Source organism: Deinococcus psychrotolerans, from assembly GCF_003860465.1.
GTDB classification, from domain to species: Bacteria; Deinococcota; Deinococci; order Deinococcales; family Deinococcaceae; genus Deinococcus; species Deinococcus psychrotolerans.
Map to the genome: position 1 here is coordinate 893,739 of NZ_CP034183.1, position 22,970 is coordinate 916,708.

Sequence of the window (22,970 nt, forward strand, 5' to 3'; positions counted from 1 at the left end):
GGTTGCACCTCTTTTGTTAAAGGAGTTATTCAGAGGGTAAGGGCGCTTAGAACACCCTCATGCGCTAAACTGTATCTCACATGAAAGGCATTATTCCCGCCGCTGGTTTGGGCACCCGCCTCAGGCCCCTGACCTTCACACGACCTAAACCTGTTCTCAGAGTCGCGGGAAAACCGATCATCATCCACGCTATTGAGACGCTTCAAGCAGCCGGAATCGATGATATTGCCATCATTGTCTCCGATCTGACGCGTACTGAAATCGAGTACACGCTCAGTGCCGTGAGTGGAGTACGTATTGCCTTGATCGATCAACACCAGCAGCTCGGGCTGGGCCACGCCGTTGCAATGGCGCGGGAATGGGCCGCTGGCGAGGACGTATGCGTTTACTTGGGTGACAATTTATTTGAATTCGGTATCCGCAGTTTTGCTCAACAATTTGAGCGTGAACGTCCCGCCGCCCTCATCGCACTAGTCGAAGTGGCCGACCCCAGCGCTTTTGGAGTTGCTCGGCTAGAAGGTCAGCGCATCGTCGAACTGATTGAGAAACCCAAAACGCTCGTCAGCAACTTAGCGGTGGCAGGCGCTTACTTTTTCTCCAGCCGAATCTTTGAGGCACTTGACGGTTTGCCACCTTCTGCACGCGGCGAGTACGAGATCACTGACGCCATTCAGCGCTTAATTACTGAAGGCGACACCGTGCTGGGTCGGCGGGTGCAAGGGTGGTGGAAAGATACCGGCAAACCAGTTGATCTGCTTGACGCCAACCGCTTGCTGCTGGAGCGTATCGAGGCCCACGTCGAAGGCGAAGTGATCAATTCCCGGATCAGTGGACGGGTGCAGGTTCCAGCTTCCACCAGAATCATCAACAGCAAGATTGTCGGCCCAGTGTTGCTTGGTGAAGACGTCATCATTGAAGACGCTTATGTGGGCCCGTTTACCAGCATTGGACAGGGTAGCGTCATTCGCAACGCCGAGATCGAGCACAGCGTCATCGAGTCGTTTGTCAGAATCGAAAATGTGGAGATCCGCTTGCAAGACTGCTTGATTGGGTTGCGGGCCATCGTCAGGGGGGGGCGGCGTATTCCGCGTACCCTCAAATTGACATTATCGGACGCCAGCGAAGTGGAGCTAACTTAGAGTTGGGCAGCCAGAAAGGTTAAACTGAGTGATGACCGATACCACTCAAAAGGCCAAGCTCAACTGGAATTCCTACCACGTCACTCAAGGCGACGAACGCGCCCCCAACCGCGCCATGATGCGGGCGGTGGGATTTCAAGACGGCGACTTTGAAAAGCCGATTATTGGGGTGGCGCACGCCCAGAGCAACATCACGCCCTGCAACAACGGCCTCGGCGAGCTGGCTGGCCACATCACCGACGCCATTCGTGAAGGCGGTGGGATGCCGCAAGTCTACGGCACCATCACGGTGTCTGACGGCATCAGCATGGGCACCGAAGGAATGAAGTGCAGCTTGGTAAGCCGTGAAGTGATCGCCGACAGTATCGAAACCGTCTCGCGGGGCCAGTCACATGACGGCGTGATCGTGGTGGGCGGCTGCGACAAAAATATGCCGGGAGCGATGATCGGGATTGCCCGTTTGAACATTCCGGCTATTTTTGTGTATGGCGGCACCACCAAACCCGGCCATTACGCCGGAAAAGACCTCACCATCGTCAGCGTGTTTGAAGCAGTGGGCGCACTAGGCGCAGGCAAAATGAGCCGCGAAGACTTCAACGAAATCGAGCGTCGCGCTTGTCCAGGCAACGGCTCTTGCGGCGGCATGTACACCGCCAATACCATGAGCAGCGCCTTCGAAGCGATGGGCATGAGTTTGCCGTTCAGCAGCACCATGAGCGCGGTGGACGCCGAGAAGGCCACCTCCAGCGCCGACAGCGCCCGCGCCCTACTCAAACTCATTGAGCACAATGTCCGCCCGCTGGACATCCTGACCAAGCAGGCTTTTGAAAATGCCATCACGGTGATCATGGCCGTCGGCGGCTCGACCAACGCCGTGCTGCACCTGATGGCGATTGCCCACGCCTGCGACGTCGATTTGACCCTGGAAGACTTCGAGCGCATCCGTGAAGCCACGCCAGTCTTCTGCGATCTCAAGCCCAGTGGGAAATATGTCGCCACCGATTTGCACGAAGTCGGTGGCATTCCCCGCGTCATGAAAATGCTGCTGAAGGTCGGCCTCCTGCACGGCGAGTGCCTGACCGTGACGGGCAAGACCATCGCCGAGAACTTGGCCGATGAGCAGGACACCCCTGACGCCGGTCAAGATGTCATTCGGCCTTACGATCAACCGCTGTACGCACAGGGGCACCTCGCCATTTTGCGCGGCAACCTCGCGCCGGAAGGGTCGGTGGCCAAAATCAGCGGCCTGAAATCCATCAAAATTACTGGCCCGGCCCGCGTGTTCGAATCGGAAGAAGAATCGATGCACGCCATCATGTCGGATCAGATCAACCCCGGTGACGTGCTGGTGATTCGCTACGAAGGGCCGAAAGGCGGGCCGGGGATGCGGGAAATGCTCTCGCCCACTTCGGCCATCATTGGCAAGGGCCTCGGCGACAGCGTGGGGCTCATTACCGACGGCAGGTTTTCAGGTGGCACGTTTGGGCTGGTCGTCGGCCATGTCGCGCCGGAAGCGTATGTGGGCGGGCCGATAGCGCTGGTGCAGGAAGGCGACACCATCGAACTGAACGCTGAAACCTGCGAGCTGACGTTGCACGTAGACGAAGCCGAGATCGAGCGCCGCCGCCAAGCATGGGTGCAGCCCGAGCCGAGATACAAGCGCGGAGTGCTGGCCAAGTACGCCAAATTGGTGAGCAGCGCGGCAGTGGGAGCGTATACGGACTGAGCGTTAGAGATTGAATGGGGCCGTCTGCCGCAGGGTGGGCGGCTTTTTGGTTTGGATTACACTCAACGCATGACTGAAAATTCAATGCCTACTGCACCCCGTATTTTTGTTGTCCGTGCTGAAGTCGGCAAATACGCAGATGATTTCAAAAAGGGCGGGTATGTGGCTATTGGCTGGCTGCCAAATACTAATTTGAGCCAAGTCCACGACAAAAATGAGCTTAAGAACTTATATGAAACGCTCAGCCCTGACGGGGTTACGCCTATGCAGATAGGAAATCAGGTTGGTCAAATTTCCCGATTCATGTTTGATATTAAGGCTGGCGATTACATTTTAACGCCTACGGCTGAAACAGAGTGGATCAACTGGGGGATCGTGCTGGACGAAACTTACACATTTGCAATAGCGAATGACGGTTGCCCATTCCCGCACCGCCGAAACGTAAAGTGGAACAAAGAATCGCTTCGGCGCTCTGATTTTTCCGTCCCCCTCAAAAATACGATGCGTGCGCTTTTGACTCTTTTTGAAATTTCAAAATCTGGCGCTAAGTCAGGCGAGATTTTTGAGCTTATGGGAAAACCTGAACTGATTAATCCCGTTGAAGCGAGGTCGCTATTGATGCACGAAGTTGTTATAGAGCGAATTTTAGAACAAGACGCCGAGTTTTTTGAGCTTTTGGTCGCAGACTTACTTAGAGCTATGGGGTTTGATGCCCAGCACAAAGGTAAAAGTGGGGACGGCGGAGTGGATGCTGAAGGCGTGCTTGATATGGGAGGTTTGGCACAAATTGATTTAAAAGTTCAAGCCAAACGGTATGCTGGGGCCAAAATTAACGGCAGCGTCATCATCAGCTTTAGGGGCAGTATTCCAAACAGTTCACAAGGCGCATTCATCACGACCTCTGATTATTCCAAGAGTGCGCGTGAAGCCGCCCAAGATGCAAAATTCAAACGGGTCAATCTTATCAATGGCAGGCAATTGGTTGATCTGTTGGCAGAACATTGGGATGAACTTTCACCTGAGATTAAAATCCCGCTCGGTCTACAAAAAAGCTGGCTGCTCTCCTGATTTTTGGTACAGCCAGTCATTCCTCTTTCACCGGATATTCCAGCCATTCCTGAGCCAAGTGCTGTTCAGCCGCGTCTAAAGCGAAATCCTGAGCGCATTGCTGATAAGCGGCGATACGCTCTTGACGTTCCAAATCCTCCTCCACTCCTACCCCATTCTTCTGGTCGTTTGGGTCGCTAGACATGAAATAAGTATGGGGCCGTCTGCCGATTGGGGTGGGCGGCTTTTTGGTTTGGAGTAAAGTAGTATATGGCCGTTCCCGATTATCAAACCCTGATGCGTCCCCTGCTAGAAGCCCTGCAAGACGGCCAAGTTCAGACCATGCAAGCGGTGACCGCGAAGTTGGTGGCGCATTTCCAGTTGACCCAGAGGGAGCTTGAAGAACTCCTGCCGAGTGGCAGGCAAACCACGTTCGCCAATCGTGTTGGCTGGGCCAAAACCTACCTCAGCAAAGCGCAGGTGGTGCAAACGGTGGGGCGCGGCAATGTGCAAATTACGGCGCGTGGCCGTGAGTTACTGGAACGTGTCTCAGGCCGCATCATCCAAAATGACCTGAAGGTCTATCCAGAGTTTCAAGCTTTCAAAGTCGCCGGACGCGGGAAGCAGGACACTCAAGCCGGGCCAAGTTTGAGCGCAGTTGAACCCATTGACGTCTCCCCCGAAGAACAGCTTGACCAACTCTACACCGAACTCAGCGCCGCCCTTGCCGACGAACTCCTCAGCCAAGTCCGCGCCCTAACGCCGCAACAGTTTGAAATTCTGGTGGTGCAGCTTCTCGTGGCGATGGGCTACGGCGGCAGCGTGCGCGACGCGGGTCAGGCGCTGGGCCGCAGCGGTGACAACGGTATTGACGGCGTGGTCAAGCAAGACCCGCTCGGCTTGGACAAGGTCTACATTCAGGCCAAGCAGTGGGCCAGTAATGTGGGCAGTCAGGAAGTTCGCAACTTTTCCGGCAGCCTGACTTATCACAAAGCCTCGAAAGGCGTGCTGATCACCACCGCAGGGTTCAGTCCCAGCGCCAACGACACCGCCCGCCAGATCGGCAACATCATCTTGATTGACGGCGAAACGCTGGCCGAGTTGATGATTCAGTACGGCGTGGGCGTGATCACCCGCACCACTTACCAGATCAAAAAAGTGGACAGCGATTTCTTTGAAGGCATCTAGGGAAGCTGCGTTTCAGATCAGCAAAAATTGCGTTGCAGCGCGGGTTTCTTACCGTTCGGTCGGGGACGTTGCGCCCTGCGCCCAGGCTTATACTGCCCCAGTGAATTTGGCCGCTATGCTTGATCTTGAAGGTGAAACAGCGCTGCTGGTCGGCGGCGGAACAGTGGCCCTGCGCCGCGCCGCTACGCTGCTGACGGCTGGCCTAACGGTACGCGTTGTCGCTCCTGAACTTCTGCCGCAACTGGCCGCCCTCAACATTGAAATCATCCAGCGCCCCTTTGAGCCAGGCGATCTGACTGGGGTGCGTTTGGTGGTGGCCTGCACAGACAATGCCGACGTGAACGATGAAGTGACCCGTTTGGCCAAAGCCGCAGGTTTGCTCATCAACCACGTGGGACGGGCCGAGGCGGGCAATCTGCGCTTTCCGGCGGTGCTGGAGCGCGGCGGCGTCAGCGTCAGTATCAGCACCGGAGCCGAACTGCCGATGCTGGCCCAAGCCCTGCGCGAAAAGGTGGCGCTGTGTTTGCCTGCCGAGTTGCCCATTCCCACTTGGACAAGCCAGCGTGACGCGGCTTTGCTGCTGAATGGCGAGGCCAAGCAGGTGGCCATCCGTGATCTCCGCGCCCAGATTCGCACGGCGGTGGGCCTGTGAGCAGTGTGCTGAGCCTTCCAAAACTGGATTTGGCTGTCGTGGGCCTCAACCACACCACCGCGCCGATTGAAGTTCGCGAGCGGGCCGCCGTGCGCGAGGATGAGCGGGAAGCTTTGCTGGCCCACCTGCGTCTGCACGCCCAAGAAGTGATGCTGCTTTCCACCTGCAACCGCACTGAAGTTTACCTTGCGGGCATCGACGGCGATCCTTTATCCGCTTTCGAGGGCGCGTGGGGCCACTTTTTGCGTGAGCATCTCTACCTTTATGAGGGCGAGGCCGCCGCCCTGCACCTCTACCGGGTTGCAGCGGGCCTGGACAGCTTGGTGATTGGCGAAACCCAAATTCAGGGGCAAGTCAAGCGGGCGTGGCAAGCCGCTTCCGAGGCGGGCGACACGGCGGCGCTACTCAACAAAGCTGCGCAGGGAGCGCTGAGCGCGGGCAAGAAAGTGCGCTTTGAAACTGGGCTGGCCGATAACGTGGTGAGCGTGTCGAGCGCCGCCGTTGACCTCGCCAAACAGCGGCTGGGCAACCTGGCGGGCCGCACTGCTCTGATTCTTGGCGCGGGCGAAACAGCCGAGCTGACCCTGATCCACCTCAAAGCGGCGGGCGTATCCGACATCATCGTGGTCAACCGCACCGAGGCCCGCGCCCGCCAACTGGCCGACAAGTTGGGGGGCCGTGTCTGCGCCGCCGACTACTTGCATCAGGCTTTGCCAGAAGCCGACGTGGTGATCGCCAGCAGCGCCGCGCCGCATTACGTGCTGGGCGCGTCTGGGGTAGAAAATTCCCTAGAGGGCCGCCCAGAGCGTCCGATGATGCTGATTGATATCAGCGTGCCGCGCATTCTCAATCCCGACATAGACACGGTCAAAGGAGCCCACCTCTACAATCTGGACGATTTGGAGGGCGTGGTCAGCCGCAACTTGGCTTGGCGGCGAGGAGTCTTGCCTCAAGCCGAGGAAATCATCAGCGCTCAGGTCAGCGAACTGCTGCGCTGGCAAAATTTCAGAACCCGGCGCGGTTTAGAAACGCGGCCCAACTTGCTGTCGGCCTGTGATTGAACTTTTTCTCCGCTTTTTCACTTGCTCTGCCCCGCCCCGCTTTCCCGTAGGCTGAGCCATGCTTTCGCCTGACCCGCCCGCCGCCACTCGCCCGAGCGCCCGCGCTCCGCTGCCGGACGTGCTGCGCGGCCTGGCGCTGCTGGGCATTTTGTGCGTCAATGCCCAAGACTTTGCAGGCTACGCCGAGTGGCAGCAAAGCGGCGCAGACCGGGCCGCCCAAGTCGTGATTGATTTGTTCTTCAATGGCAAATTCATCAGCGTGTTTGCCATGCTGTTCGGCGCGGGGGCCTTTACTTTTTTGGAACGCGGCGGACGCGTCTTGCTGCTGAGGCGCTTGGCGGTGCTGCTGGCCGTCGGGGCGCTGCATTACGTCTTGGTGTGGCACGGCGATATCATTGCCAATTACGCTTTGGTGGGCGTGGCCCTGATTTTGCTGGAAACGGCGCGGCCCAAATTGCTGGTGTGGGTGGGCGCGTTCTCTGGCGGCCTCTGGGCACTTCCCTTCACCTTACAGGCCCTCAGCGTCCCGAATGGTCTGCGGAGCATTCCCGACACCGTGCAGGCGGGGCAAACCTACGCTCAGATCGTGCAGGAGCGCGGCCACGAAGCGCTGCCCAGCATCGTCTCGGTGGTCAGCTTCGACGGGTTTTGGTTGCTGGCACTCTTTTGCTTCGGCGGAGCGCTGTACCGCAGCGGCGTGCTGTGGTGGCCGGAGCAGCACCGCTCCACGCTGCGGCTGATGCTCCTTGGCGGCGCGGTGGTGGGCTTGCCGCTGAGCGCTCTACTGGCCTATTTGAATACACAGACCAGTTACAGCGCCGACTACTGGGGCATTTTGGTGCGCTTGACGGGCGGCTTGGCGCTGGCCCTAGCCTACATCGGTGGACTGGGTTTGCTGAGCGCTTCGGGCAAACTCGGCTGGCTCACAGCCTTTGGCGCGTCCGGTAGGTTGGCCATGAGCAATTACATTGCCCAGTCGCTGATCATGACCAGTTTGTTTTATCCGTATGGCGTGGGCCTCTACCGCCAGTGGGGAGCACTGCCTGCTTTACTGCTGGCACTGGGACTGGGCCTTTTGCAAGTCGGACTGTCTAATCTCTACCTGAGGCGCTTTCAAAGTGGGCCGCTGGAATGGCTGGTCAGAAAGTTGGTGTACGGCCGCTGACCGCCTGACTCTAATCGCCCAGCGCTGAGCGCACGAAGGCCATTGCCCGCACCAAACGCTGAGGTTGGAAGGTTAGGCGGCTGGCCCTATGAAATGCCAGCGGTACGGCCATCAAGCGGGCCTGCGCTTCTAGCCGAGACTGGATGAGCGCAGATGAGCTGTAGCCTGCCAGAAACGCGGGAAGCCGCTTCCATCCCCAAAAATAAGCGAACGAGGCCGCGTCCCAGCCCAGCGGCCCCGCCACAGCGTCTCCAAAATCAAGCCAGCCGGTGAGCTGCCCGTCTTCAAACAAAAACTGTTCGCGGTGAAGGTCGCTGTGATTGATGACGGGCGCGAGGTCGGCCAGCGCCAGAATCTGAGCTTCCAATGGGCGCAGGCACGCCAGCAGGTCGGGAGCAAAGCGGATCAGCGGATGGCATTCGAGGGGTGTGCTTCCAAACGGCCATGCGTCTTGCAGGCGGGTTTGAACGCCGCTCAGCAGGGTCGCCACTTGGCCCACGAATGGCCCCGACTGATCGCACAGAAGACCCCAGCCCGACACTGGAAACGAATGCAAAACCGATACCGCTGCGCCGATCTGCTCGGCTTGGGCTTCACTGAGGCGCAGCGCAGACTTGCCCTCAAGTAACGTGTCAAGGCTCCAGCCCCCGCCCAACGCCAAAGGCGCGGCAACGGGAACGCCGGAGGCCAGCAAGCTGCGGCGCAGTTCGGCGTCCACCGTGAAACGGCCCTTTCCTATCCGCAGCGCCGCTTCGCCAACCCGGTAAACCCGGCAAGTCACGCCCGCCGCCAAAAAAACGGGTTCATCTTTGATGTTCAGTTGTTGGCAAAGCTCCCGCGCAGCTCCGAGGCTCACGCTCTACCTTCAGGCGCTGGATTTCTCCGCTTTCCCGCTGTCCACAGCCGACTTCCCCAGCAACTTGGGCAATTCTTCTTCCAAATTCAGCATCGGCAAATCAAAAGCGCGGCGGGCCGGTTCGGGGTCGGCGGTGCTGCCTTCCAGTAGCATGGCATACTGGTCTTTGGTGATCGGCGGGTTGGGCAGCATGTTCATCAGCGGCACCGCCAGATTCATCAGCGGCAGTGGCACCGGCACCACCGGTTTTCTTTTGCCCAGCGCCCTCAATTCGAGTTGCAGCAGTTCGCGGAAGCTGTACTGCACCGGGCCGGTGAGTTGGTAGGTTTGCCCCAGCGTTTCGGGCCGTTCTAATGCGCCCGCGAAAGCGGCGGCCACGTCCTGAATGCTGACAGGGCGGAAAGGAAAATGCCCATCGCCAATCTGCGGCACAATCGGTGCCTGAGACACCAGGTTCTTCAGAACGCGCCCGAAAAAGTCGTCGCCGGGGCCGAAGATGAGCGACGGCTCGAAGATGGTATAGGCCGCGCCGCTGGTTCTGACCAGTTGCTCGGCCTGACCCTTGGTGGAGCTGTAGCCACTTTTGCTGGCGGGGTCTGCGCCCAGAGCGCTCATGTGCACATACCGCGCTCCGGCAGGCAGGGCAGCGAGGACGTTTCGGGTGCCTTCCACATGCACCTTGCCAAACGTCTGGTCGCCTTTTTCGGCGATGATCCCCACCAAATGAATCACCGCGCTGGGCTGCACGTCACCGACTGCCGCCAGCATTCCCTCGCGGCTGGTCACATCGGCTTTGACCCCCGCCGCGCCGGGCAGCCCTTTGCCCTCACGCGACCCAGCAAACACCGTGTAGCCCCTTCTGAGCAGCTCTGTGACCACCGCTTTGCCGACAAAGCCGGTGGCTCCCGTCACCAAGATGCGCTGCGTTTTATTAGACTGAACGAAATCAGGTTGAATCACAGTGAAGTCTCCTCGGCGTTCTTTTACTTTAGGCTAGCTACTCTGCGCTTCCTTTACATTGGGGCGTTCATTTACCTTCGGCACTGTCAGCCTTTGAGCTGAGGCTGCAGAGCACCCGCCAGCAGCGCCCTCAGGCCCGCCAAATCCGTCAGCGTGATGTGGCGGTAGCCGGTGGCGATCAGGCCCGCTGCCCGCAGCTCGGTAATCGCTTTACTGACCGATTCGCGGGTACTGCCGCTGCCCTCGGCCAGCAGTTCGTGGGTGGCCCGCACATACAAGCGGTTTTCGGGGTCTTCCGAGCCCAGCGGCGTGTCGGCGAGGTGCAGAAGGTAGCGCACCACCCGCGACTTGAGGTCGCCGGACTGCAAATTGACTTCGTGATCCAGCACCCGCCCCAACTGACTGCCTAAACTGCGGGCCAAGTCGAGCAGCGCCGTCTCGGACAGCTGCGCCGGATCAATACCCACCACTGCCGAGTTGGTCAGGGCCTCGGCGTGGTGGCCGTAGGCAGCGGCGTGCAAAGCGTCTTCGCCAAAATAATCGCCGGGTTGCACCAAGCGCAGGGTCAGGAGGCGGCCCCGCGAGGTGACTTGGCCCAGCCGAATGAGCCCTGTTTCGACGCGGTAAAGGCCCATCACCGGATCATATTGTCGGAAGATGTAACTGCTTCTGGCATAACGCAGTCCCACTTTGCCCGCTCCGCTACGGCTGCTTGGCTCTATCATCAGCGGCTCTCCAAGGTGGCGACGATCATTTGGGCGGCTTGCAGACCGTCGCTGCCCGCCCAGCGTCCCAACGTAGCGGCGGCGCTGGGCTGGACATTGATGATGTGACCGCCCACGAACACCGGAATCTCGCTGGCCTGCCCTTGTTGGCCGGAGTTCAGGTCGTGGCGCTGCTCGAGAGCTTCATGCAGCGCTTCGTGGGTGTTGATGCTCAGCAAGATGGCCCGCGCTCCGACGCTGCGGGCATAAACGCCCAAATCGGCCAGCGGGGTGTTGGCTCCCAAATAATGCACCTGCACGCCCATGCGCCGCAGCATTACACACAGCATCAGCAGGCCCAACTCGTGCTGCTCACGCGGCCCGCAAGCGGCCACCACGCTCGGCCCGAAGCGGCTGTGACCCGCCGCATTCAGCAAGTTGGTGATGTGCGTTCTGAGAAAAGCGCTGGCTTGATGCTCGTGGGCCACCGTGATCTCGCCGCGCTCCCAGCGCTCACCGATGTCCAGCAGCGCCGGTTGAATCAGATTCATCAGCAGGCCCTCGGTGCCGAGCTGGGCCTGCGCCTGCGCGAGCAGTCCCTCAGCGCGGCTCAAATCGGCCCGCAGCAGGGCCGCCGTCAAGTTTTGGACAGCGGCGGGGCCAGCGTCGGCCAGCTGAGTTCCTGATGCCGCAGTGCTGATCGGCTCAGTACCCGCCTGCCCAGTAACGGGCCGCGTGGACTGGTGAGCTGGCGAATAAGATGAGGTCTGCTGCGGCGCGTCGGTCGACAAGCCGAATTGCCCTCTGGCCAACTCAGCGGCGCGGCTGGCAGGCACGCCCTCTTCGATGCGCTGACGAATAAAGTCGATCAGTGCCACGTCCCGCTTGCTGTAGAGCCGGTAACCGCTGGAGTTGCGCTCAGGATTCGGCAGGCCATACCGGCGCTCCCACTGACGCAAAGTGGTCGCGGGTACGCCGAGTTGCGCCTCCACTTCGCTGGCGGTAAAAAGCCCGCTGGAATCTGCCAAATACGTCATCTGCGTGTCATTAGGCCACACCAAATGCGGCCGCAACCGTATCAATTGACAGGTTGAGCTTAAAATGAAGGCTCAAAAAAAGGCTTGGAGCGCCGCGAGACTCTCCTTAGATCATTTGTCCGAATAGATGCCTGAGCAAAAAGCACGCTCAGCCATCCATCCTCCCAAATGATCTCTCTATTCCACTCCCGTTGGTTCTTAAGCAGAGCGGCACCCGTATGGGGCCTGCCCGCTCGGTCAAAAAAGAGCTTCTTTTTTGACAAATGCTCTAAGTGCCTTGAGCGACCAAGAGCACCGTGCAGGAGCCTCGTGCCGGCAGCAGGCGGTGGGCACTGGGCAGAGCGCAAGCTTCGCCCTGCCGCAGATGCAAAAAAGCGCCGCTCTCAAAGTCGATCAGCAGCTCGCCTTCCGAGCAGATCACCGCTCCGCCCGCCGCGCCGAGGGTGGGCCGGGTCAAATGCAGCGCCCGCAAGTTGGTCGCAGGCAACCACACGGCAATGTCCGGCGTGACTTTGGCCAGCCGCAGCACATTGAGCGCGGCGGGCGCGTGAGGCGGCAGACTCGGCACCGCTTCAGTGTCCGGTGGGCGCTCCGCTTTCCCGCGCGGCTTGGTTGAGTTTTTTGCTGGCTTGCAGGGCCATTCCCTTGGCCTTTTTCACGTCCAACCCCAGCTCAGGAGCCACCGCCTCCACCTTCTCGCCGCGCTCACGGGTGGCCGTCACGAGGGCGCGTTCTTGGTCGCTCAGCACGCTGAGGTGGGGCCTAAGTTGCGCCCACGTCATCGGTTGAGATTTGGGTTTGGCCGCAGCACTGGCAGCTGTTTTGCTGGCGGCGGGTTTTTTAGCGGCTGGCTTCTTGGGGGCCGCTTTCTTGGTCGCAGGCTTGGCCGCCGCCTTACCAGATGCTTTGGTCGCCGTGCGCCTACCCTTGGCTTCTTTTTTCTTCGGCTCTTTGCCGCGCTCTTCCAAGATGTTGCGGGCGTCCACAGCGTTGAGACTGCTTTGATCCTCGCCCTTACGCAAGGTGGCGTTGCGTTCGCCATCAGTCAGATACGGCCCGAAGCGCCCACTTTTGAGGGTAATCGGCGCTCGGTCAGGGAATTCGAAGCTGGCCAGCGGAGCCGCCGACGCGCCGCGCCCGCCTTTAAAGCGCGGCTGCATGAACAGCGCCTCAGCCTCGATCATCGAGGTGGTAAAAAGCTGCTCGGGAATCGCCAAGCTGCGCGAGTCGTTGCCGCGCTTGAGGTAGGGGCCGAACTTGCCGTTGTGCGCCCAGATTTCCTCGCCTTCCGAGACGCCGACCATGCGCGGCAGCGAGAGGAGTTTCAGCGCACGGTCCAAGCCGAGGGTCGCCAGATCATCGCTGGGAAAGAGGCTGGCGGTGCGAACCGGCGGGTTTTCCTCGCCAATTTGCACGTAAGGCCCGAAGCGTCCGGCTTTGGCGACCACCGCCAGCCCGGTGCCGGGGTCTTCCCCGATGATCCTATCTCCGCTGGGACGGCTGAGCAGTTCTTCGGCTTTGGCCATATCGAGGTCGTCGGGGGTTAGGTCTTCGGGGATGTTGGCTTTGGTTTCGCCCCGCGTCAGATAAGGGCCGTACTTGCCCACCCGAACCTCGATGCCGCTGCCCTCCAGCTTCGGCACGGCGATGGTGGCAATGCTGCGCGGGTCGATGGTTTCCATCTGCGTTTCGATCAGCGGGCGCAGCCCCATGCCGCCGCCTTCACCCAAAAAGAACGAGCGCAGATAAGGCCCGCGCTGCTGCCGCCCGCCCGCGATATCGTCGAGGTCTTCTTCCATCTTGGCGGTGAAGTCGTAGTCGACCAGCGTGCCGAAATGGTGCTCCAAGAGAGCGGAGGTGGCGAAAGCCGTCCAAGTCGGCACCAGCGCTTGCCCCTTCTTAGCGGCGTAACCCCGGTCTTGAATGGTGCCGATGATGCTGGCGTAAGTGCTGGGCCGCCCAATGCCCGCGCCTTCCAAGGACTGCACCAAGCTGGCCTCGGTGTAACGGGCTGGCGGCTGGGTTTGGTGGCCCGACGGCACCGGGTCGGCGGCAGTGACTTGCTGGCCTTCTTTGAGCGGCGGCAAAATCGTTTCGCGGTCTTCGAGCGCCGCTTGTGGGTCGTCGCGGCCTTCCACGTAAGCCCGCAGGAAGCCGGGGAAATCAATCGAGCGGCCCGAAGCGCTCAGCAGCACTTCACGGGCATCTTGCGCCTGACCACCCTGCGTCTGACCGCCCAGGCGCACCTGCATCCGGCGTCCGCGTGCGTCAGCCATCTGCGAGGCCACCGTGCGTTTCCAGATCAGGTCATACATCTTCCATTCATCGCTGCCGAGTTCGGTTTTAAGGCTGTCGGGGGTGCGAAAAGCTGTTCCGGCGGGGCGAATCGCTTCGTGGGCTTCCTGGGCGTTCTTGGCTTTTTTGGTGTAGCTGCGCGGCTGCGCCGGGAGGTAGGCGTCGCCGTAAAGCGCTTTGACCTGAGCGCGGGCGGCGCTGATCGCCTCGCCGCTGAGGGTGGTGCTGTCGGTTCGCATGTAGGTGATATAGCCGCCCTCATAGAGCTTCTGGGCCGCCCGCATGGTGCGCTGAGCGCCAAAACCGAGTTTGCGGCTGCCTTCTTGCTGAAGCGTGGAGGTGATAAACGGCGCATAGGGCTTTTGGCTGAACGGCTTTTCCTCGGCGCTCAGGACTTTGAGGGCCTGTTCCTTGAGCGAATTGGCCAGGGCGCGGGCCGTCTCTTCGTCCAGCCGCAGCACTTGGGCGTCGGGCTTGAGTTTGCCGGTGAGCGGGTCAAAGTCGCGCCCCTGAGCCAGCCGGACGCCTCCGACTTCGAGGAGCCGCGCCGGAAAGCCTTCGCCGTCGGCAGTGACGCAGCCGACTTCGATGTCCCACCACTGGCTTTCCACAAAACGCATCCGCTCGCGCTCACGCTCGACCAGCATCCGGGTCGCCACGCTCTGCACCCGCCCCGCCGAGAGTTTAGGAGCGACTTTGCGCCACAGCACTGGGCTGACTTCGTAACCGTAAAGGCGGTCGAGAGCGCGGCGGGTTTCTTGGGCTTCCACGAGGTTGCTGTCAATCTGACGCGGGTTGGCAATGGCGGCTTCAATGGCGGCTTTGGTGATCTCGTGAAAGACCATCCGCTTGACGACGCCTTTGGGCTTCAGTTCCTGGTAGAGGTGCCAAGCGATGCTCTCGCCCTCGCGGTCATCGTCGGTGGCCAGAATCACTTCGTCGGCTTGCTGGGCGAGTTTGCGCAGGTAGGCCACGTGCGCCCGCTTGTCCGGCGAGACGATATAAAGCGGTCTAAAATCGTCTTCGATATCAAGGCCCAGCCGCGCCCAAGCCTGACCCTTGTACTTTTCGGGAATCTCGGCGGCGCTTTTGGGAAGGTCGCGGATATGGCCGATGGACGACTCGACGGTATAGCCCTTGCCGAGGTATTTGGCAATGGTTTTGGCTTTGGCGGGGCTTTCGACGATGATCAGGGTATTAGACATGAGGGGTATCCAGGGGCAGCGGGAGAAACAAAGTGAAGGAAAGCAGTGTCATTTGGGATGCACTGTATTACACGTTCGCCACAATGCAAGGTCACCTGTCTCATGGAGTCAACCTTATCAGCTTCTCATCCAAACCAGAAAAGGCATCCACAGCTCCAAGAAAAAGGCCGCTCAGCAGGGCCAAGCGGCTTATCGTCAGGATTAAAGCTCGATGTCAAAGACCGGGGGCGGCAACGGCTCACGGCGCACGCGGGTCGGGTCTGACTTGGGCGGCGGAGAAGCGGGCGTCACTTCCAAAGGAGCCGAGGGCGCAGGCGGCCTAGGCATGGCAGCCCGCAAAATAGCGTCCACTTCAGCGGCGCTGATCAGGCCCTTGTGCTGCAACGTGCTGAGAATGCCCAGCGCCACCTTGCGGGTGTATTCGGCGTCGTGGCTGGGAGAAGATGTCATGACCGCACGTTAGCGCATTTGTACGGGAGCTTGGATGTGGGTTGTGGTTGTTTAGTGGTTGTTTAAAAGGTGCTGCGAACGGGCGGTGGCAAGGCCGCTGGAGTGCGGTCGCCTTGAACAAAAACCCTCACCCCTGCTTACTCCTCGATTGAAAGCTGTGCCAACGGGAATGTCCGTTGCTGAGGAGGCCCACCAACACCAGCGCCAGCTTGTGCGGATCGTGATGGGCGTGACCAGAAAGCAGCATCGGGCTGTGGCGCAGACTTGACCTGATGCGGGGGTCTTGGCTGTGCGGCGCTATCAAGACGGCTCCAGTTTCGCGGTAACGGGCCTGCACGGTGCTGGGCACCGCTTCGTTGTTGACCACCACCAAATCGGGAAAGCGGCCCAGATGACGCTCGATCATCCGCAGGTGATCATCTAAGGTCAGGTCATCGGTTTCACCGGGTTCGGTCATGATGCTGGCCACGTACACCAGCGGCGCAGATGAAGCGCAGATGGCCGCTTGAATGCCCGGCACCAGCAACGCCGGAATGATGGAAGTAAACAAACTCCCCGGCCCCAACACGATCAGCTCAGCGCCCTCAATCGCCTGCGTGACGGCGCTGAGGGTCGGCAAGTTCGGCGGCTCGAGGCGCACTTCCTCGATGCCCACCGCCCCCGCGCTGACGGCACTGCCGTCTCCCCCACCCCAGTCGGCCAGATGACTTTCACCGCGCACTTCCTGACCGTTTTTGAGGCGGGCGATCAGCGTGGCGGGCTGAGTGGTCGCCGGATACACTGCGCCGCGCACATTGAGCACTTCGTGGATTTCTTGCATCGCGCCGCCCAGCCCGCCCTGCTCCTCGGACAAGGTCGCCAGCAGCAAATTGCCGAAGGTGTGGCCTTCGATGCCTTCTCCCCGCGCAAAGCGGTGCAGCAGCAACCGGGCGAGCACCGGGCTATCGGAGAGCGCAGCGTAGCAGTCGGTCAAATCGCCGGGAGCGATCATATCCAGCGCCTCGCGCAACCGGCCGCTGCTGCCGCCGTCATCGGAAACCGTGACCACCGCCGTGAGGTTAGACGAGTAGGCCTTGAGCCCCGACAACACGTTGGACAGGCCAGTGCCGCCGCCCACCGCCACCACTCTGGGGCCGCGTGCCAGCGTGGTGCGCGAGTAGATCACGTTGACCGCTTCGCCGGGATCAGTGCCCACTGAGCGAAGCAGCGAGCGGTTGAGCATGGTAATGGCGGTGAATGCGCCGGCCAGTGAAAGCGCCATCACCACGCTGCCGACGACCCACAGCGGCAGCACTTCGGGCTCAGTAAAATTATTGAGCCACAAAATCCAGCGGGTCGCCACGAAATGCAGCGGCCCTGTCCAAGTGAAGTGCAAAAAGCCCAACGCGCCAATGAAGGTGCAGGCGGCGAACAGCGCAAACCAACGCTTGATGCCCATGCCCGGCGTCAGCCAGCGCTTGGCGCGGCGCATGTGGTTGGCCGACTTGAAGTTGCTCAGCGCCCGGCCCCAGCGGGCAGATTGGGGCGAATTAAAGGTATTGGTCTTTGAGGTCAAGCCAGGCAAGGGCGCTGAGGGCTTTTGCGACTTTTGCACCGCTAAGCATCTCCTCGTAAAGCTTTACCGAGCGGAGCGAGTGAGGAAGAGAGTAGAGATGAAGCGCTCTTCGTGGGCAGGCCCGCTAGGTACGGCCAAGCACCATCATCGGCGCTGCCCTGATCGACAAGCCGCTCTGCACAAGACGCAACAACCTGAAATGGCAGCCAAGACATCCTTAGCCTCCCTGAGTCGGCATGTCGCGGTGGTCGATGATGCGTGCGCCCAAATCGGTAAGGTCACGCTCCAGGCGGGCCGCCACCGCCACGCTGCGGTGCTGGCCTCCCGTGCAGCCGATGGCGACATTATAACTGTGCCGCCCTCCAGTGCGGGCACGCTCCGCCACGTCGCGCAAAAAAGTGAGGGTGTGCTGATAAAAGGCTTCGCTGGCTCCGTCTTGAAACACGTAGGCGGCCACATCAGCGTCTAAACCCGTTTTCTCGCGCAGTTCCGGCGAGTAAAACGGATTGGGCAGCGTCCGCATATCCAGCACCAGATCCACGTCGCGGGGCGGGGCGTGTTTGAAGCCGAAGGTAAACAAGCGCAAATCAAAGCTGCTGGTGATATTGAGCCAGTCGAGCAGCCGTTTGTTGAGATCGGCGGCGCTGAAGGTGGTGGTGTCAATCACCGTATCGGAAACGGCCCGCAGCGGCGCGAGCAGGTCACGTTCGCGCCGGAAGTCCAGCATCAAACTCGGATCACCCAGCGGGTGTTCGCGTCGGGTCAGGTTGTAGCGCTTGAGCAGCACCTCGGCGTCGGCTTCCAAAAACAGCACCCGCACGTCACGGCGACGCTGCTTAAGGCGCAACAAGCTGCTGTCTAAAGCCGCCAGAAAATCGCGGGTTCGGGCGTCGGTGGTCACGGCCACCCGGTCAATGCTGCGGGCCGCCGCGAGGTCGCCCAGCGCTCCCCACAGCTCCGGCGGCAAGTTGTCGGTGGCAAAATAATCGGCGTCTTCCAGCGTTTTGAGCGCCGTGCTTTTGCCGCTGCCCGATAAGCCGGAAATCACGATAAAGGTCATGCGGGTAGTTTAGAGGCTGAGCGCTTTACTTGCCGTGTGCCGCGCCGCCCAGGTTCAGCACCACCACGCCCGCGATAATCAGGGCGATGCCGAGCAGGGCCAGCGAACTGAAAGCGTCACGGAAGTAAAACCAGCCGATCAAGGCGGTCAGCGCCGTGCCCACACCTGACCAGATGGCGTAGGTCAGGCCCAGCGGCAAGGCGGTCAGCACTTTGCTGATCAGGTAAAACGCGCCGCCGTAGCCGAGCGCCACCACCAGACTCGGCAGCAGCTTGGAAAACCCCGCGCTGGCCCTGAGCGCAGAGGTGCCGATAACTTCCAGCACGATGGCGAAGATCAGCATCAAGTAGGGATTCACGCGCTCACATTGAGAGGATGGGGCAAAGACATTCTCAGACTTTACTGTTCGTTTGGCGGGTAGAGGAAGCGCTCCCCGCTCTCATATCTGCTGGAGTGTGCCCGCGTGCTTTGCCTTTAGCGGCTGGGCGTGGCAACGTAGGGCCATGTTGCCCAAGACCTCTTTGATTGACGACCTGCTGAGCTTGCCTTCTTCTTATCAGGGGCCGACCCGCGCCCTCACCGCGCCTTACGGTATCGTGGGGGTGGGTGCGGGAGCGCTGAGCGCCGCCGTGCTGGACACTCTGGTTGAGCGCAAACTCACCAAAGAAGGCACCCAGATCGTGCTGGAAAGTGCCGACGCCGCCCAGATCGCCCGCGACTACGCCGGACTCAGCGAAGTCAGCGGCGCGGCGGTGGTGCGGGCGGGCGTTCAGCAAATCGGCGCGTCCAACCGCGATTTGACTTTTCTGGCTCCCAGCGGTATCGGCGCGACCTACCATCTGGCCCAGTTCGCCGCTTACGCCACCGGACACGCCGAAGACGCCCAAGCCGCCGACAAGCTGCTCGGCGCTCTGGCCGTCAAGTGCGCTCCCGACGTGGACGAAGGCAACCCCGCCCGCGATTTGGCTTGGACGCTGTGGCAACGCACGCCGCTGCTGCTGGCCGCTCCCGAAGACGCCGCACTGACCCACATCTGGCAGCATCTGCTGGCCCGCGTCGGCAAAACGCTGAGCATCGCTATTGCCGAGGAGCCGCTGTACGTGGTGACCGGCGCGTTTGAAGCCCAGCACGAAAAGGGTGACAGCAAGGTGGCCGTCATTCTGGGTGACGAAACGCCGGAGCTGCTGCTGGCCCGTGAAGTGCTGGAGACGCGAATTGATGAAGTGCTGCAAGTTCCGTTTCCAGAAGAGTCGAGTGGCTACGCGGGCACGCTGGCCCTCTGGTACTTCGGCGCGTGGGTCGCAGCTTACCTGGCCGAACGGCACGGCATCAGCGCCGAGGACAGCTCCGCTCTGAAAGAAGTCTTGAAAGTCCTGAGCGTGGGCGAAGCGGTGGACGAAAGCGGGCTGGAAGCGTAGGGCCCCGCCTCACTCGCCCGGAAAGACCGCCACCCGCCCGACCATGTAGGCGCAGCCCCACAAAAAGAGCGTCACCACCGGCAAAAAATACAAGCCTCTTCGGCGCTCGATGATTTTGCCCGCGATCAGCACTTCGATAAAATACAAGCTCGCCACTGCGAAAATGGCGTACATGGAATGCTCCAGGTTGCGCTTGGGATCGGGCAAGAAGCCGTACTTGGTGACGGTTTTGCCCGCCTCCAGCACCGCGCTCGGCACTTTGAGACCGGCGATTGCCAGTGCGATGCCGCTGGCTCCGTAGAGTAAGAAGACGGCCCAACTCAGGCGAGTCACCCATACAAAGCCCGCGTCCACCACGCCCCGAATTGCCGGAACCACGCTCCAGATCATCAGGATCAGGCAAATCAGCGTGAAGGGATTGGGAGCCAGCTTGGCGTAAGGCGTGTTAAAAGTCCAATCGTGAAAAGCACGCAGCAAGTCCATTTGCTTAGGGTAACGGGTCGGGCGGCGGTCAAAAGCAAGAAGACGCTGAAAACCCGCGCCCAAGCGGCAAAAACGGCGATATGAAACACACCGAGCCGCTTCCGCTCATAGCGTAATTTCCTTGACCGATCTGCCATGAAATGCTACACTGAGGAGTAACAAGAAGCGTGTCCTGTCGCAAGAAATCACAGGCGCGTTCGACCCCGGCCAAGCTACGCCCACAACATAAAGGAGTTTCATGACCTCATCTGATTTGCCCGAAGTGGCGCTGTCTCCCGAACAAGTCCAAGAGCCTGAGCAGTTTCAGCAACAACCCTTCCAAGAATATGACGCCAGCCAGATCAGCGTCCTCAAAGGCCTAGAAGCGGTTCGCAAACGCCCCGGCATGTACGTGCAGGGCGGCACCGGCGTTGACGGCTACCACCAACTGATGACCGAGATCATCGACAACGCCATCGACGAGGGTCTGGCGGGCTTTGCCGATGAAGTGCATATCATCATGCACGCAGGCGGCGCGGCCACCGTCACCGACAACGGGCGCGGCATTCCGGTGGACATCATGAAGTCCGAGGGCCGCAGCGCCATCGAAGTGATTTTCACCGAACTGCACGCGGGCGGCAAGTTTGGCCAGGGTGCTTACAAGGTGTCAGGCGGCCTCCACGGCGTCGGCAGCAGCGTGGTCAACGCCCTGAGTACCTACCTCGACGTGACCGTCAACAAGCACGGCCAGCTCCACCACATCCGCTTTGAAAAGGGCGATGTGGTCACGCCGCTGGAAGTGCTGGGCGACACCCCAGCCGACGTGCGCTGGGCCACCAAAGTCAGCTTCTTGCCGGACGCCGAGGTGTTCAACGAGTTCGACAACAGCTTCAACTACGACCGCATCCGGGGTCGTCTGCGGGAGCTGGCGTACCTGACCGGCCTCAAGATCGTGCTGCGCGACGAGCGCATTGAGCTTCACGGCGACCAGATCAAGGAAGAAACTTTCCACGAGAAGGGCGGTATCGCCAACTTTGCCCGCGCTCTGGTGATCGATGACACCAAGCTGCTGTACGACCAGCCCATCGTGATGCGCGGACGCCACAGCGGCGTGGACGTGGAAGTGGCGTTCATTCACGCAAACACCTACTCCAGCGACAACATCTTGACCTACGCCAACATGATCCGCACCCGCGACGGCGGCACGCCGCTGACCGGCTTCAAAACCGCTTACACCCGCATCCTGAACAAGTACGCCCGCGACAAGAACATGATCAAGGCCGGAAACCCCATCCCCGGCGGAGACGACCTCTTGGAAGGCATCTACTGCGTGGTCTCAGTGAAGGTGGAAGAGCCGCAGTTCGAGTCGCAAGCCAAAGTCAAGCTGCTCAACAGCGAGGCGCAGACCGCCGTCAACGCGGTGGTGGGCGACAAGTTCGCCGAATTCTTGGAGGAGAACCCCAAGATCGGCAAAACCATCGTCGAGAAGGCCGCCGAAGCCGCACGTGCGCGTGAAGCGGCCCGCAAGGCACGCGACATCATCCGCCGCAGCAATCCGCTGGAAAATGATGATCTGCCGGGCAAACTAGCCGACTGCTCCTCGCAGGACCCCGCCGAGAGCGAGCTGTTTATTGTGGAAGGCAACTCGGCAGGCGGCAGCGCTAAAGGCGGACGCGAACGCCGCTTCCAGGCGATTTTGCCGCTCAGGGGCAAGATTCTCAATGTCGAGAAAGCCGAACTTAATAAAATCCTCAAGAACGCTGAAATTCGCTCACTGATCGGGGCCATTGGCGCGGGCGTGGAGGGAACCGGCGACAACGTTCACTTCGACCTCTCCAACTTGCGGTACCACAAAGTCATTATCATGACTGACGCCGACATGGACGGCGGACACATCACCACGCTGCTGCTGACCTTTTTCTTCCGGTATATGCGCCCTATCGTGGAGCAGGGCCACCTTTACATTGCCCAGCCGCCGCTTTACCGCATCGTGGTTGGCCGTCAGACCAGCGGCAACAAAGGCACTTATCTGTATGCCGAAGACGAGCTGAAAAAGCACGTGGCCGCTGCCAACAAAGAAGGCAAGAAGTACGAGATTCAGCGCTTTAAGGGCCTGGGCGAGATGAACGCCGACCAACTTTGGGACACCACCATGAATCCCGAAGGCCGGGTACTCAAGCGCGTCAGCATCGAAGATCTGATTATTGCCAACGAAGTCTTTGAAGCTTTGATGGGAACGGACGTGGGGCCGCGCAAGGAATTTATCCGCGAGAATGCCCGCTTCGCCGAAATCAGTATTTAAGCTGAAGTGACATGACCAAAGCGCCGCCCCTTTCATAGGAGCGGCGCTTTTCTTCTCTAAAATTCGCTTGTTGCAGCCTGCCTCAGTTGGGCGGCAGCAATACAGTATCAATCACATGAATCACACCGTTGGTCGCCGAAATATCGGTCGCGGTGACGGTGGCGTCATTGACCATCACGGTGCTGCCATTGACCATGATATTCAGCGGAGAGCCTTGCAAGCTCTTGGCGCTGGTCATGGTGACCACGTCTGCCGCCATGACTCTTCCCGACACGACGTGGTAGAGCAGTACGGCCTTGAGTTTGGCCGGATCGTTCAGCAGCGCTTTGAGCTGATCGGCTGGCACCTTGGCAAAGGCCGCGTTGGTCGGCGCAAACACCGTGAAGGGGCCGTAGCCGTTCAGCGTATCCACCAAACCAGCGGCTTCTACGGCTGCCAGCAACGTGCTGAAGTCGGGATTGCTCACCACGATTCCAGCGATGCTGTTGTTGGGTAAGGTGGGGGTTTCACCAGCAGCGAACGCAGAGGGAGCGAGAACCAAGGCTGTCGTCAAAAGCAGGGTTTTCTTAAACATAACCGACTCCTTTCAAGGTACAGAACAAGTATCGACTCTGAAGTCTGTACTCTTTAAAAGCGCAGACACCAGTGCCTATTTGAGCTTTTAATGCCCATTTTCTCTGACCTGCTG

At 60.2% G+C, this 22,970-nt stretch carries 22 protein-coding genes; 9 read left to right on the top strand and 13 right to left on the bottom strand.

All coding sequences use genetic code 11. The features are described from left to right. The first annotated feature begins 80 nt into the window (after positions 1 to 80). The 3 genes from EHF33_RS04405 (at position 81) to EHF33_RS04415 (ending at position 3,933) form a co-directional block, all read left to right on the top strand. Positions 81 to 1,139 (top strand): glucose-1-phosphate thymidylyltransferase, encoded by a 1,059-nt coding sequence (locus EHF33_RS04405; RefSeq protein ID WP_124868229.1) that lies wholly within the window; start codon positions 81 to 83, stop codon positions 1,137 to 1,139. 31 nt (positions 1,140 to 1,170) lie between these two features. Next, positions 1,171 to 2,865: a dihydroxy-acid dehydratase gene (gene ilvD / locus EHF33_RS04410; protein WP_124868231.1), complete on the top strand. Its 1,695-nt coding sequence runs from the start codon at positions 1,171 to 1,173 to the stop codon at positions 2,863 to 2,865. A 69-nt stretch (positions 2,866 to 2,934) separates the two neighbouring features. Then, a complete protein-coding gene (locus EHF33_RS04415; RefSeq protein ID WP_124868233.1) occupies positions 2,935 to 3,933 on the top strand; it encodes a restriction endonuclease in 999 nt (332 codons plus the stop codon). Between the two features lie 16 nt (positions 3,934 to 3,949). On the opposite strand, the gene EHF33_RS21035 is transcribed toward EHF33_RS04415, so the two are convergent. Further along, complete coding sequence (locus EHF33_RS21035) at positions 3,950 to 4,117, bottom strand: hypothetical protein (protein ID WP_164473404.1); 168 nt, start codon at positions 4,115 to 4,117, stop codon at positions 3,950 to 3,952. 65 nt (positions 4,118 to 4,182) lie between these two features. Here EHF33_RS21035 and EHF33_RS04420 point away from each other — a divergent pair, with 65 nt between their 5' ends. The 4 genes from EHF33_RS04420 to EHF33_RS04435 all read left to right on the top strand — a co-directional run bounded on the left by EHF33_RS04420 (position 4,183) and on the right by EHF33_RS04435 (position 7,978). Further along, entirely contained in the window at positions 4,183 to 5,100 is a 918-nt protein-coding gene (locus EHF33_RS04420; RefSeq protein WP_124868235.1) for a restriction endonuclease, read from the top strand. A 100-nt stretch (positions 5,101 to 5,200) separates the two neighbouring features. Next, positions 5,201 to 5,752, top strand: coding sequence for a precorrin-2 dehydrogenase/sirohydrochlorin ferrochelatase family protein (locus tag EHF33_RS04425; RefSeq protein ID WP_241191257.1), 552 nt, complete (start codon positions 5,201 to 5,203; stop codon positions 5,750 to 5,752). Between the two features lie 8 nt (positions 5,753 to 5,760). Continuing rightward, positions 5,761 to 6,813 (top strand): glutamyl-tRNA reductase, encoded by a 1,053-nt coding sequence (hemA, locus tag EHF33_RS04430; RefSeq protein ID WP_124872828.1) that lies wholly within the window; start codon positions 5,761 to 5,763, stop codon positions 6,811 to 6,813. Positions 6,814 to 6,871: 58 nt separating this feature from the next. Beyond that, positions 6,872 to 7,978, top strand: coding sequence for a DUF418 domain-containing protein (locus EHF33_RS04435; RefSeq protein ID WP_124868237.1), 1,107 nt, complete (start codon positions 6,872 to 6,874; stop codon positions 7,976 to 7,978). A gap of 10 nt (positions 7,979 to 7,988) precedes the next feature. Here EHF33_RS04435 and EHF33_RS04440 read toward each other — a convergent pair whose 3' ends face one another. The 10 genes from EHF33_RS04440 to EHF33_RS04485 all read right to left on the bottom strand — a co-directional run bounded on the left by EHF33_RS04440 (position 7,989) and on the right by EHF33_RS04485 (position 18,458). Beyond that, the gene (locus EHF33_RS04440) at positions 7,989 to 8,834 is read right to left on the bottom strand and encodes a phosphotransferase (protein ID WP_124868239.1); all 846 of its coding nucleotides are present in this window, start codon (positions 8,832 to 8,834) and stop codon (positions 7,989 to 7,991) included. 9 nt (positions 8,835 to 8,843) lie between these two features. After that, entirely contained in the window at positions 8,844 to 9,794 is a 951-nt protein-coding gene (locus tag EHF33_RS04445; protein WP_241191258.1) for a complex I NDUFA9 subunit family protein, read from the bottom strand. 86 nt (positions 9,795 to 9,880) lie between these two features. Continuing rightward, positions 9,881 to 10,519 (bottom strand): helix-turn-helix domain-containing protein, encoded by a 639-nt coding sequence (locus EHF33_RS04450; RefSeq protein WP_124868241.1) that lies wholly within the window; start codon positions 10,517 to 10,519, stop codon positions 9,881 to 9,883. Further along, positions 10,519 to 11,535, bottom strand: coding sequence for a MerR family transcriptional regulator (locus EHF33_RS04455; RefSeq protein WP_124868243.1), 1,017 nt, complete (start codon positions 11,533 to 11,535; stop codon positions 10,519 to 10,521). The genes EHF33_RS04450 and EHF33_RS04455 overlap by 1 nt, the downstream gene beginning before the upstream one ends. 268 nt (positions 11,536 to 11,803) lie before the next feature. Beyond that, positions 11,804 to 12,103, bottom strand: coding sequence for a hypothetical protein (locus tag EHF33_RS04460; RefSeq protein ID WP_124868245.1), 300 nt, complete (start codon positions 12,101 to 12,103; stop codon positions 11,804 to 11,806). Positions 12,104 to 12,107: 4 nt separating this feature from the next. After that, positions 12,108 to 15,035 (bottom strand): type I DNA topoisomerase, encoded by a 2,928-nt coding sequence (gene topA, locus EHF33_RS04465; RefSeq protein ID WP_124868247.1) that lies wholly within the window; start codon positions 15,033 to 15,035, stop codon positions 12,108 to 12,110. Positions 15,036 to 15,236: 201 nt separating this feature from the next. Beyond that, the gene (locus EHF33_RS04470; protein ID WP_124868249.1) at positions 15,237 to 15,485 is read right to left on the bottom strand and encodes a hypothetical protein; all 249 of its coding nucleotides are present in this window, start codon (positions 15,483 to 15,485) and stop codon (positions 15,237 to 15,239) included. Between the two features lie 127 nt (positions 15,486 to 15,612). Then, complete coding sequence (locus EHF33_RS04475) at positions 15,613 to 17,040, bottom strand: gluconeogenesis factor YvcK family protein (RefSeq protein ID WP_338135031.1); 1,428 nt, start codon at positions 17,038 to 17,040, stop codon at positions 15,613 to 15,615. Between the two features lie 217 nt (positions 17,041 to 17,257). Continuing rightward, the gene (rapZ, locus tag EHF33_RS04480) at positions 17,258 to 18,100 is read right to left on the bottom strand and encodes an RNase adapter RapZ (protein WP_124868251.1); all 843 of its coding nucleotides are present in this window, start codon (positions 18,098 to 18,100) and stop codon (positions 17,258 to 17,260) included. Between the two features lie 25 nt (positions 18,101 to 18,125). After that, a complete protein-coding gene (locus EHF33_RS04485; RefSeq protein ID WP_124868253.1) occupies positions 18,126 to 18,458 on the bottom strand; it encodes a DMT family transporter in 333 nt (110 codons plus the stop codon). Positions 18,459 to 18,603: 145 nt separating this feature from the next. On the opposite strand from EHF33_RS04485, the gene EHF33_RS04490 reads away from it, so the two are divergent. Next, positions 18,604 to 19,518, top strand: coding sequence for an SIS domain-containing protein (locus EHF33_RS04490; protein ID WP_124868255.1), 915 nt, complete (start codon positions 18,604 to 18,606; stop codon positions 19,516 to 19,518). A 9-nt stretch (positions 19,519 to 19,527) separates the two neighbouring features. On the opposite strand, the gene EHF33_RS04495 is transcribed toward EHF33_RS04490, so the two are convergent. Beyond that, positions 19,528 to 20,001 (bottom strand): hypothetical protein, encoded by a 474-nt coding sequence (locus tag EHF33_RS04495; RefSeq protein WP_124868257.1) that lies wholly within the window; start codon positions 19,999 to 20,001, stop codon positions 19,528 to 19,530. Positions 20,002 to 20,239: 238 nt separating this feature from the next. On the opposite strand from EHF33_RS04495, the gene EHF33_RS04500 reads away from it, so the two are divergent. Beyond that, on the top strand, positions 20,240 to 22,282 hold the full coding sequence (locus EHF33_RS04500; RefSeq protein ID WP_124868259.1) for a DNA gyrase subunit B: 2,043 nt from the start codon (positions 20,240 to 20,242) through the stop codon (positions 22,280 to 22,282). A gap of 82 nt (positions 22,283 to 22,364) precedes the next feature. Here EHF33_RS04500 and EHF33_RS04505 read toward each other — a convergent pair whose 3' ends face one another. Next, complete coding sequence (locus EHF33_RS04505; protein ID WP_124868261.1) at positions 22,365 to 22,856, bottom strand: fasciclin domain-containing protein; 492 nt, start codon at positions 22,854 to 22,856, stop codon at positions 22,365 to 22,367. Between the last annotated feature and the right edge of the window lie 114 nt (positions 22,857 to 22,970).